Consider the following 10,298-nt stretch of genomic DNA (forward strand, 5'->3'; position numbering starts at 1 on the left):
ATCGTCTTTACGGAGGATGGTGGACGCGGCTGGGATCGAACCAGCGACCCCCTCGATGTCAACGAGGTGCTCTCCCGCTGAGCTACGCGTCCGGCCGGGAAGGCCGCGGGTATAACGGCGGCCCGCCAGGGGCGCAAGCGACCGAGCGACAAAGGCCCTAGGCCGCGATCATGCGCTCCACTTCGGAGACGATCTCGCGCAGGTGGATGGGCTTGGACAGCACCTTGGCGCCCGGAGGCGCCTGCTCACCGGCGGCCAGCGCCACGGCGGCGAAGCCGGTGATGAACATGATCCGCAGGCCCGGATGCTTGGCGGCGGCTTGGCGCGCCACCTCGATCCCGTCGAGGCCCGGCATGACGATGTCGGTGAGCAGCAGGTCCCAGGCCTCGTCCAGATGGGCGGCGGCCTCGTCGCCGTCGGCGCAGGCGGTCACCTCATAGCCGGCGCGCTCCAGCGCGCGTGCGAGGAAGCCCCGCAGCGAATCGTCGTCTTCAGCCAGGAGGATGCGGGGCATGTGTTCGCCAAAAAGATGAAGCTGCCAGCTTAGCGGCCGAACGGTAAAGGCGCGATGAACCCTTTACCCTTGCGGGCGCTGAGCGTTCTATGGCCGGGATGAACGCCTGGGAGCCGATCGCGGTCGACGAGCCCGCCCTGCGGACGGACGCCTTCGAGGTGCGCCGGGCTGGGCCGACGGGCGCAGCGCCCCCGAGTCCGCTGGTGTTCGCCTCGCCCCATTCCGGCCGGCTCTATCCCGCCGACATGATGGCCGCCGCGGCGCTCGACGCCCAGTCCATCCGCCGCTCGGAAGACGCCTATGTGGACGACCTGATCTCAGGCGCCGCCCAGTTCGGCGTGGCGACCATCGCGGCGCGCTATGCGCGGGCCTACATCGACCTGAACCGCGAAGCCTTCGAGCTCGATCCCGGCATGTTCGCCGACGAACTGCCGGAGTTCGCCCGCGCCCGCACCGCACGCGTCGCCGCGGGTCTGGGCGCCATCGCCCGGGTGGTCTCCGAGGGTCAGGAGATCTACGCCCGCAAGCTCACCTTCGCCGAGGCGCGCGGGCGCATCGACAGCGCGCACACGCCCTATCACGAGACGCTGAAGGCGCTGATCGAGGAGGCGCACGCCGCCCACGGCTTCGCGATCCTGGTGGATTGGCATTCCATGCCGGCCGCCGCGGCGCGGACCGGCGGGCGCGACCGATCCTGCGACATGGTGCTGGGCGACCGCTTCGGCGCGGCCTGCGCCGGCGTGCTGCCGGCCCGGGTGGAGCGGGAGCTGGAGGGCCTGGGCTATCGCGTGGCGCGCAACACCCCCTATGCCGGCGGCTACACCACCGAGCACTACGGCCGTCCTTCGCGCCGGGTGCATGCCCTGCAGGTCGAGATCAACCGGGCGCTCTATCTCGACGAGGCGACCCTGATCCCCACGGCCGGGTTCGACACCCTGAAGGCCGACCTCGAGAAGGTCGCCCGCACCCTGGCCCACGCCGACTGGTCGAGCCTCGGCGCGGCCTGAGGCCGGCGGGGAGCCCAAAAAAAAGCCGCGTCCGAAGACGCGGCAGTTCATTAGGGAGGAAACGCCCAGGAAGGGCAGAGGCGTCAGCGACGCCTCACAGATCGTTTGTACGGTGCAGCGCACCATTTGACAAGCGCATCGCCGCCAAAAATCGGCCCCCTACGCCGCCGTTTCCGAAATGTTGCGCCTTTTCCGTGGCTTGAACCAGGGGAAAACGCCCCCATATTGCTGCAGTGCACAATCCTTGTGCGGAAAACGCCGCCGCCAAGCGTCGCGGTCGGCGAGTTCCGCTGGCCCTTGCCGTGCGCCTCGCCTACAAGCCCGCCTTCGCCGGCGCCAGACGCCACCTCCGCGCGCGCGCCGCCAGCCTGAAAAGTCCCAGCCTGAAATTCCATGTCGCTTCGAAACATCGCCATCATCGCTCACGTCGACCACGGCAAGACCACGCTGGTGGATCAGCTGCTGGCCCAGTCCGGCATCTTCCGCGCCAATGAGGCCCATGCCGAGCGCGCCATGGATTCCAACGACCAGGAGCGCGAGCGCGGCATCACCATCCTGGCCAAGGCGACCTCGGTGCTGTGGCACGGGGCGGCGGGCGACACGCGGATCAACATCATCGACACCCCCGGCCACGCCGACTTCGGCGGCGAGGTGGAGCGCATCCTGGGCATGGTCGACGGCTGCCTGCTGCTGGTCGACGCCGAGGAAGGCGTCATGCCGCAGACCAAGTTCGTGCTCGGCAAGGCGCTGAAGCTCGGCCTCAAGCCGATCCTGGTGCTCAACAAGGCCGACCGCCCGCACGCCCGGCCGGATCGGGTGCTGAACGACGCCTTCGACCTGTTCGCCGCGATCGGCGCCACGGACGAGCAGCTCGACTTCCCGCACCTCTACGCCTCGGGCAAGCAGGGCTGGGCGGTGAACGACCTGGAGAAGGACGAGAAGAAGGACCTGGCGCCGCTGTTCGACCTGATCGTCCAGCACGTGCCGCCGCCCAAGGCCGAGTCGCGGGTCGACGAGCCGTTCCAGCTGCTCGCCGTGCTGATCGAGAGCGATCCGTTCCTCGGCCGCCTGCTGACCGGGCGCATCGAGGCCGGCAAGGCCTTGCCCGGCACCGCGATCCGCGCGCTCGACCGCACCGGCAAGGAGATCGAGCGCGGCCGGATCACCAAGGTGCTGGCCTTCCGCGGCCTGAAGCGCACGGCCATCGACAGCGCCGAGGCCGGCGACATCGTTGCCATCGCGGGCCTCTCCAAGGCCACGGTGGCCGACACCCTGGGCGCCCCTGAGCTCACCGAGGCCCTGCCCGCCCAGCCGATCGATCCGCCGACCATCGCCATCACCGTCAGCGTCAACGACAGCCCCTTGGCCGGCCGCGAGGGCGACAAGGTGCAGAGCCGGGTGATCCGCGACCGTCTGTTGCGCGAGGCCGAGGCCAACGTCGCCATCAAGGTCTCCGAGACCGCCGAGAAGGACGCCTATGAGATCGCCGGCCGCGGCGAACTGCAGCTCGGCGTGCTCATCGAGAGCATGCGCCGCGAGGGCTTCGAGGTGTCGATCAGCCGCCCGCGCGTGGTGTTCCAGCAAGACCCCGAGACCGGCGAGCGGCTGGAGCCCATCGAGGACGTGGTCATCGACGTGGATGACGACTTCACCGGCGTGGTCATCGAGAAGCTGTCGGCCCGCAAGGCCGAGCTGCAGGACATGGGCCCCTCGGGCGCCGGCAAGACCCGCATCTCCCTGCAGGCGCCGTCGCGCTCGCTGATCGGCTACCAGGGCGAGTTCCTGACCGACACCCGCGGCTCCGGCGTGCTGAACCGCGTGTTCAGCCACTACGAGCCCTACAAGGGCGCCATCGAAGGCCGCCGCAACGGCGTGCTGGTCTCCAACTCCGATGGCGAAACCGCCGCCTATGCGCTGTGGAACCTGGAGGAGCGCGGGACCATGTTCGTGACCTCCGGCGAGAAGACCTACCAGGGCATGATCATCGGCGAGAACAGCCGCGGCGACGACCTCGACGTCAATCCGATGAAGGCCAAGCAGCTGACCAATGTGCGGGCCTCGGGCAAGGACGAGGCCGTGCGCCTCACCCCGCCGCGCCGCCCGACCCTCGAACAGGCCATCGCCTACATCGAGGAAGACGAGCTGGTCGAGGTGACGCCGAAGTCCATCCGGCTGCGCAAGAAGGTGCTGAACCCGTCCTTCCGCAAGAAGCGGGTGCGAGAGGACTGACGGACCTCATCGTCATCACACGGTCAGCCGAAGGCTGATCCGGGTGACCCATGCCGAGTTGCAGATCGGGCAAGGCCGCTTGGGTCCTCCGGACCGCTCTTCGAGCGACCCGAGGATGAGGACTTGAGCTACAGCCTCAGCTCCATGAAGACGTCGGCGCGGGCGTAGTCGGTGGCCACCGGGGCGAGGTCCCGAAACCCCATGGCCCGGTAGAGTCCGATCGCCGGGGCGAGCGAGGCGTTGGTCTCCAGGTAGAGCCTGGGCGCGCCGAGCGCCTGGGCGGCGTCGATGCAGGCCTGCATGAGCTGCTTGCCGAGGCCCGCGCCGCGCAGGTCCTCCGAGACGGTCATCTTGGCGACCTCATAGCCGCCGTCGGCCATGGCGATCAGGGCGGCGCAGCCCACGGCCTCGCCCGCCTGCACGGCCATGAAGATCTTCCCGCCCTGGGCGATGATCTTGCCCTGCGGGTCGTCCAGCACCTCGCGGTCCTTGGCCTCGATCGCGAAGTATTTCCCGATCCAGGCCTCGTTGAGGGCCTTGAAGGCGGCCGCGTGGTCGGGCCGGAACTCGACGATCTCCATGGACGGCGCCCCCGGAATGGTCTTTCAGAGCTAAGCATCCGAAAAAGCCGGCGCCATGGCCAACCCGATTTTCTCAAACCTGCCCATGACAATCTTCGAGGAGATGTCGGGGCTCGCCCGTGAGCTCGGAGCGGTGAACCTCGGCCAGGGCTTCCCCGACGACCCGGGGCCTGAGGGCCTGCGCGCCAAGGCGGCCGAGGCGGTGCTCAACGGCTACAACCAGTATCCGCCCATGGCCGGCCTGCCGGAGCTGCGCCAGGCGGTGGCCGCCCACTACGGGCGCAGCCAGGGACTCGACCTAGACGCCATGACCGAGGTGACGATCACCTCGGGCGCCACCGAAGCCCTCGCAGCCGCCTTCCTGGCGCTGATCGAGCCCGGCGACGAGGTCATCGTCTTCCAGCCGCTCTACGACAGCTACCTGCCGATCATCCGGCTGGCCGGCGGCGTGCCGAAGCTCGTCAGCCTGGCCCCGCCCGCCTGGCGCTTCACCCGCGAGAGGCTGGAACAGGCGTTCACGCCCAAGACCCGCTTCGTGGTGCTGAACAATCCGATGAACCCGACCGGCGTGGTGATGCCGGAAGAAGACCTCGCCCTGCTGGCCGAGCTCTGCGTCGCCCACGACGTCATCGCCATCTGCGACGAGGTCTGGGAGCAGGTGGTGTTCGGGGGCGCGAAGCACCGGCCGCTGATCGGCTTCCCCGGCATGCGCGGGCGCACCGTGAAGATCGGCTCGGCCGGCAAGATGTTCGGCCTGACCGGCTGGAAGGTAGGCTTCCTTTGCGCCGCGCCGGCGCTGACCCACAGCCTGGCCCGCGCCCACCAGTTCCTGACCTTCACCACCGCGCCCAACCTGCAGGCGGCCGTCGCCTGGGGTCTGGAGAATTCGCACGACTGGTTCCGCGACATGCCGCGGGCGCTGGAACGCTCCCGCGACCGGCTGGCCGACGGCCTGCGCCGGGAGGGCTTCGCGGTTCTGCCCAGCGAAGGCACCTATTTCCTCAACATCGACCTGCCCGCGTCCGGCGTCGACATGGCCGACCGCGCCTTCTGCCTGCACGCGGTGAACGAGGCGGGCGTCGCCGCCATACCCGTCTCGGCGCTCTACGAAGAAGACCCGGTCACCTCCATCGTGCGCCTGTGCCTTTCCAAGCGCGACGCGACGCTCGACGCCGGGATCGAGCGGCTGGCCAGGGCGCGCGATCTGGCGGTCAGGCGGCGCGCGCCCGATATCGCGCCGGCGTGACGCCGAACGCCCGCTTGAAAGCCGCGATGAAGGCCGAAGGGCTCTGGTAGCCGGCGTCAAGCGCGGCGCTGGTCACCGCCGCGCCGCCGCTAAGGGACACCATCCCCTGCTGCATACGCACCCGCCCACGCCAGACCTCCAGCGGCCGGCCGGTCTCCTTCAGGAAGAGCCGCTGCAAGGTGCGCAAGGAGGCGCCCGAGCCCTGGGCCAGCTCGGCGAGCGACGTTGTGTCGCCCGGCTGGGCGAGCAGGCGGTCGGCGAAGGCCCGAGCCCGCGGATCGCTCGGCAGCGGCAGGGCGTAGGGCGCGGTCTCCTCCGCCGCCAGGAGGTCGATGAGCAGGTTCGCCAGGTGCTGCTCCCCGGGCGCTTCCAGCGTCAGCATACCCAGGCGCACGATGTGCAGGATCAACTCGCGCAACAGCGGTCCGACCTCCAGCGCGCGGCAGTCGGCGAGCCGCGCGTCCGGATCGACCGGCGACAGATAGAGGGTGCGCATGGCCACCGCCCCGCGCATGCGGATGCCGTGCGGCGTTCCGCCGGGCACCCAGATGGCGCGCGTCGGCGGCACCAGCCAGGCTGCGCCCGGCGTGGTCACCTGCATCACCCCGCTCGCCGCATAGACCAGCTGGGCCCAGGGATGGATGTGGGTGTCGAGCCAATGCCCGTCTGGGTAGGTCACGGCGAGCCCGCGGACCGGGTAGCCGTCAGGATCGGGCTTGAATTGGCGCGTCAGCGACATTGTTCGTCAGATTAGCGCGAGCGCGCCGCCGCCGTCACGGCCTAGCTTTCCAAGCAGGAGGTCCGCCATGCCCGCCCGACTGCGCCACTTCGCGATCAATGCCGACGACGTGCCCCGCGCGCGAGCCTTCTACGAGAAGGTGTTCGGCTGGAATTTCACGTCCTGGGGGCCGCCCGGCTTCTACCAGGTGAAGAACGCCGGCCAAGGGCTGATGGGCGCTTTGCAGGGCCGTCGGCCGATCGAGGGCCAGGCCATGCCAGGGATCGAGGCCTCGTTCGGCGTCGATGACCTGGATGCGGCGATCGCGGCGATCGCGGCGAACGGCGGGCGTATCCTGATGCAGCCCTATCTGATCGACGGCGTCGGACGGCTGATCTTCTTCGCCGACACCGAGGGCAATATCGCCGGCGCCATGCAGTACGAGAACGAAAAGGCGCAGTTCGGATGAGCGTGCTCGCCGATCCCAAGCTGCAGGCGCGCATCGACGCCCTGCAGGCCCAGAGCCAGGCGCAGGAGGCCGAGACCGGCCGCTGGTTCATGGAACGCGCGCAGAAGGGCGAGCTGTCCTGGGAGCGCTTCGACGAGACGTCGCACCGCTACATGGCCGACAAGCTGGTGGCCCTGGAGCCGGCCAAGGCCGAGTTCTGCCACCTGGTCTGCCGGGCCCTGCGGGCCGCGCGGGTGGTGGAGGTGGGCACCTCCTACGGCGTCTCGACGCTCTATCTGGCGGCGGCGGTGCGCGAGAACGGCGGCGGCACGGTGATCGCCACCGAGTACGAGCCGGCCAAGGCCGCGGCGGCGCGGGCCAACTTCCAGGCGGCGGGCTTCGGCGACCTGATCGATCTGCGCGAAGGCGACCTGCGCGAGACGCTGAAGTCCCTCGATGGGCCGGTCGACTTCGTGCTGATGGACATCTGGACCGAGATGGTGGTCCCGGCGCTCGAGCTGATCGGCCCGCGTCTGCGGCCGGGCGCGGTGATCGTCGCCGACAATACGGTCAGCGCCCGGCGCGGCTACGACGCCTTCTTCGACTACCTGGCCGATCCCAAGAACCGGCTGACGCACATGACCCTGCCCTTCGAAGGGGGTCTGGAGATGTGCGTCCGCGTCTAGCCGATCAGCAGGTGCTGCCGCCGTCCACCACGATGGTCTGGCCGGTGGTCCAGGCGCCGGCGCGCGACGCCAGGTAGATGGCCGCGCCCGCCAGGTCGTCCGGTTCGCCGAGGCGGCGGAGAGGCGTGCCCGAGCTGGCGCGCTTCTCGCCTTCCGGCGTGTCCCACAGCGCACGCGCGAAGTCGGTCTTCACCAGGCCCGGGGCGACGCAGTTGACCCGGATGTTATGGGGGCCGAGCTCCTGGGCGAGGTTGCGGGCCAGCTGCATGTCGGCGGCCTTGGAGATGCAGTAGGCGCCGATCACCGTCGAGCCGCGCAGGCCGCCGATCGAGGAGACGATGATGATCGCGCCGTCCTTACGCGCTTTCATCTCCGGCGCGACCATCTGGATCATCCAGTTGTTGGCAACGATGTTGTTGGAGAGGATCTTGTTGAAGGCGTCGTCGCCGATGTCGAGCTGCGAGCCATAGTAGGGGTTCGAGGCGGCGTTGCAGACCAGGATGTCGATCTGGCCGAAGGCGGCGCGGGTCTCGTCCATCAGGCGCTGCAGATCCTCCTTGGAGGAGATGTTGGCCGGCACGGCGATGGCGTGGCCGGGGCTCCTGGCGTTGATGGCGGCAGCCACCTCTTCGCAGGGGCCCGCCTTGCGCGAGGAGATCACCACCTTGGCGCCCTGCTGGGCCATGCGCTCGGCGATGGCCTTGCCGATGCCGCGGGAGGAGCCGGTGATCACCGCCACCTTGCCGGTGAGATCGAAGAGGCCGCCCGTGGTCGTCTGGGCCCTGTCCATCACCTCGCTCATGACGCGCTCCTCCTGAAACAGTTGTTTGAGTTGGCCGACATTTGCGTCTCGGCGTCCCGCGAGGTCAAGCGCGATACCCTCCTTTCGCCACTTGCGGGGAGAGGGGCTTGCGGGAACCCGCGAGGGCCAATAACTGCAAGGGGAGCATTTCCGCCGGCGGACTTGCGGCGCCTCGGCGGCGCGCCCTGCCCCGGCCAGACCGAAGGAGCCCCTATGACTGACTGGAAAGTCCGGCTGGACGAAGACGAGCCGGATGACGAGGAGAAGGGCCGCCTGCCCGACATGCCGATGACGGCCGGGCCGGTGCAGAACGCCCTCTACAAGTCGCGCACCGTGCTGATCTTCGGCGAGATCGACATGCGGCTGGCCGAACGAGTCACCGCCCAGATTACCGCGCTCGCCTCGGAGAGCGACAAGCCGATCCGCATCATCATCAACTCGCCCGGCGGTCACGTGGAAAGCGGCGACACCGTCCACGACATGATCAAGTTCTGCGGCGTGCCGGTGAAGGTGATCGGCACCGGCTGGGTGGCGAGCTCGGGCGCGCACATCTACCTGGGCGCGGAGAAGGAAAACCGCCTCTGCCTGCCCAACACCCGCTTCCTGCTGCACCAGCCCACCGGCGGCGTGCGCGGCCAGGCTTCGGACATCGAGATCGAGGCCGAAGAGATCATCAAGATGCGCGAGCGGGTGAACCGGATCATCGCGCGCGAGACCGGCCAGACCCTGGAGCGGATCGACAAGGACACCACGCGGAACTTCTGGATGAGCGCCGAGCAGGCCGTCGAATACGGCATCGTCTCGAAGATCATCACCAAAGTCGCCGAGGCCTGAGCGCAAGATGGCGGCGTGGTGGCAGGGCGCGGTCCTCTACCACGTCTACATCCGCTCCTTCTTCGATAGCGACGGCGACGGTTATGGCGATCTGGCCGGCGTCCAGGCCAAGCTCGACTACATCAAGTCCTTGGGGGTCGATGGCCTCTGGCTGTCGCCCATCCATCCGTCGCCCGACCGCGACTGGGGCTATGACGTCGCCGATTTCGCCGGCGTCCACCGCGACTACGGCGGGATGGCCGCCTTCGAGGCGCTGCTCGAGGCCGCCCACGCCCGGGGGCTGAAGGTCATCCTGGACGAGGTGCTGTCGCACACCTCCGACGAGCACCCCTGGTTCCTGGAGAGCCTGACCGGCGGCGCGGACGGCGAGAAGGCCGACTGGTACGTCTGGGCCGATCCCAGCGAAGACGGCACGGCGCCCAACAACTGGCTGTCGGTGTTCGGCGGTCCGGCCTGGGCCTACCAGCCGGCCAGGCGCCAGCACTACCACCACAAGTTCCTCAGGCAGCAGCCGAAGCTGAACTGGCGCAATGCGGACGCCCGCGAGGCGGCGCTCGGCGTCCTCGACTTCTGGCTGGAGAAGGGCGTCGACGGCTTCCGGCTGGATGTGGCCGGCACCTTCCTCCACGACGACACGCTCGCCGACAATCCGCCGGTGCCCGTGGCCGAGCGCACGCGCCACGACTGGAGCCACGCCGGCAACCTGCAGCGCCACTTCCACGATTCCAACCTGCCCGAGAACGAGCAGATGCTGGAGATCATCCGCCAGCGCGTGGAACAGCATGACGGCCGCCATGGGGGGGACCGCTTCGTGTTCGGCGAGTTCTCGGAAGAGGAGGATCGCTGCGGCGGCTACCTATCGCCCGACGCCGGCCTGCACTCCGGCTACACCTTCGTCATGCTGCTGCAGCGCAAGCTGACGGCGGCCTTCGTGAAAGAGCACTACCAGACCCTCAGCCGCTATCCGGCGCACTGGCCGACCATCTCCTTCTCGAACCACGACGTGCCGCGCACGGTCAGCCGGTTCGGCGGCGAAGACGCCTCGCCGGAGCTGGCGAAGCTGCTGTTCGCGCTCCTGATCGCGCTGAAGGGCACGACGCTGATCTACCAGGGCGAGGAGCTCGGCCTACCGCAGGCGGCGCTGAGCCGCGACCAGCTGCGCGATCCGGTGGGCGACCTCTACTGGCCCTACACGGGCGGCCGCGACGGCTGCCGTACGCCCATGCCGTGGGA

11 protein-coding genes and 1 tRNA gene are annotated in these 10,298 nt (G+C 69.0%); 7 read left to right on the forward strand and 5 right to left on the reverse strand.

Annotation, left to right across the window (positions count from 1 at the left end; translation table 11 throughout):
- Nucleotides 1–17: 17 nt before the first annotated feature.
- Nucleotides 18–92 (reverse strand) — tRNA-Val (locus VGT80_RS08645).
- A 65-nt stretch (nt 93–157) separates the two neighbouring features.
- Complete coding sequence (gene cpdR / locus VGT80_RS08650) at nt 158–514, reverse strand: cell cycle two-component system response regulator CpdR (protein WP_327454830.1); 357 nt, start codon at nt 512–514, stop codon at nt 158–160.
- Nucleotides 515–612: 98 nt separating this feature from the next.
- Here cpdR and VGT80_RS08655 point away from each other — a divergent pair, with 98 nt between their 5' ends.
- Both VGT80_RS08655 and typA read left to right on the forward strand, forming a co-directional pair.
- Nucleotides 613–1,521 carry an N-formylglutamate amidohydrolase gene (locus VGT80_RS08655; RefSeq protein ID WP_327454849.1) on the forward strand — a complete coding sequence of 303 codons (909 nt, stop codon included), beginning with the start codon at nt 613–615 and terminating at the stop codon, nt 1,519–1,521.
- Between the two features lie 393 nt (nt 1,522–1,914).
- Nucleotides 1,915–3,750 carry a translational GTPase TypA gene (gene typA, locus VGT80_RS08660; protein ID WP_327454832.1) on the forward strand — a complete coding sequence of 612 codons (1,836 nt, stop codon included), beginning with the start codon at nt 1,915–1,917 and terminating at the stop codon, nt 3,748–3,750.
- Between the two features lie 128 nt (nt 3,751–3,878).
- Here the strand turns inward: typA and VGT80_RS08665 are convergent, their stop codons facing one another.
- The gene (locus tag VGT80_RS08665; RefSeq protein WP_327454834.1) at nt 3,879–4,331 is read right to left on the reverse strand and encodes a GNAT family N-acetyltransferase; all 453 of its coding nucleotides are present in this window, start codon (nt 4,329–4,331) and stop codon (nt 3,879–3,881) included.
- Nucleotides 4,332–4,386: 55 nt separating this feature from the next.
- On the opposite strand from VGT80_RS08665, the gene VGT80_RS08670 reads away from it, so the two are divergent.
- Nucleotides 4,387–5,577 (forward strand): aminotransferase, encoded by a 1,191-nt coding sequence (locus tag VGT80_RS08670; protein ID WP_327454836.1) that lies wholly within the window; start codon nt 4,387–4,389, stop codon nt 5,575–5,577.
- On the opposite strand, the gene VGT80_RS08675 is transcribed toward VGT80_RS08670, so the two are convergent.
- Complete coding sequence (locus VGT80_RS08675) at nt 5,543–6,316, reverse strand: helix-turn-helix transcriptional regulator (protein ID WP_327454837.1); 774 nt, start codon at nt 6,314–6,316, stop codon at nt 5,543–5,545. The genes VGT80_RS08670 and VGT80_RS08675 overlap by 35 nt on opposite strands.
- Before the next feature lie 67 nt (nt 6,317–6,383).
- On the opposite strand from VGT80_RS08675, the gene VGT80_RS08680 reads away from it, so the two are divergent.
- A complete protein-coding gene (locus VGT80_RS08680; RefSeq protein ID WP_327454839.1) occupies nt 6,384–6,764 on the forward strand; it encodes a VOC family protein in 381 nt (126 codons plus the stop codon).
- Nucleotides 6,761–7,429 (forward strand): O-methyltransferase, encoded by a 669-nt coding sequence (locus VGT80_RS08685; RefSeq protein WP_327454841.1) that lies wholly within the window; start codon nt 6,761–6,763, stop codon nt 7,427–7,429. The genes VGT80_RS08680 and VGT80_RS08685 overlap by 4 nt, the downstream gene beginning before the upstream one ends.
- A gap of 4 nt (nt 7,430–7,433) precedes the next feature.
- On the opposite strand, the gene VGT80_RS08690 is transcribed toward VGT80_RS08685, so the two are convergent.
- On the reverse strand, nt 7,434–8,231 hold the full coding sequence (locus VGT80_RS08690; protein ID WP_327454843.1) for an SDR family oxidoreductase: 798 nt from the start codon (nt 8,229–8,231) through the stop codon (nt 7,434–7,436).
- A gap of 213 nt (nt 8,232–8,444) precedes the next feature.
- On the opposite strand from VGT80_RS08690, the gene VGT80_RS08695 reads away from it, so the two are divergent.
- Complete coding sequence (locus tag VGT80_RS08695) at nt 8,445–9,065, forward strand: ATP-dependent Clp protease proteolytic subunit (protein WP_327454845.1); 621 nt, start codon at nt 8,445–8,447, stop codon at nt 9,063–9,065.
- A gap of 7 nt (nt 9,066–9,072) precedes the next feature.
- Nucleotides 9,073–10,298: alpha-amylase family glycosyl hydrolase (locus tag VGT80_RS08700; protein WP_327454847.1), on the forward strand; the 1,226-nt coding region annotated here is incomplete at its 3' end.

The sequence above is a fragment of the Phenylobacterium sp. genome (assembly GCF_035944335.1).
GTDB lineage: Bacteria > Pseudomonadota > Alphaproteobacteria > Caulobacterales > Caulobacteraceae > Phenylobacterium.

Coding starts and splice junctions, on each gene's coding strand:
- cpdR (WP_327454830.1), bottom strand. CDS start 514: ATGCCCCGCATCCTCCTGGCTGAAGACGACGATTCGCTGCGGGGCTTC.
- VGT80_RS08655 (WP_327454849.1), top strand. CDS start 613: ATGAACGCCTGGGAGCCGATCGCGGTCGACGAGCCCGCCCTGCGGACG.
- typA (WP_327454832.1), top strand. CDS start 1,915: ATGTCGCTTCGAAACATCGCCATCATCGCTCACGTCGACCACGGCAAG.
- VGT80_RS08665 (WP_327454834.1), bottom strand. CDS start 4,331: ATGGAGATCGTCGAGTTCCGGCCCGACCACGCGGCCGCCTTCAAGGCC.
- VGT80_RS08670 (WP_327454836.1), top strand. CDS start 4,387: ATGGCCAACCCGATTTTCTCAAACCTGCCCATGACAATCTTCGAGGAG.
- VGT80_RS08675 (WP_327454837.1), bottom strand. CDS start 6,316: ATGTCGCTGACGCGCCAATTCAAGCCCGATCCTGACGGCTACCCGGTC.
- VGT80_RS08680 (WP_327454839.1), top strand. CDS start 6,384: ATGCCCGCCCGACTGCGCCACTTCGCGATCAATGCCGACGACGTGCCC.
- VGT80_RS08685 (WP_327454841.1), top strand. CDS start 6,761: ATGAGCGTGCTCGCCGATCCCAAGCTGCAGGCGCGCATCGACGCCCTG.
- VGT80_RS08690 (WP_327454843.1), bottom strand. CDS start 8,231: ATGAGCGAGGTGATGGACAGGGCCCAGACGACCACGGGCGGCCTCTTC.
- VGT80_RS08695 (WP_327454845.1), top strand. CDS start 8,445: ATGACTGACTGGAAAGTCCGGCTGGACGAAGACGAGCCGGATGACGAG.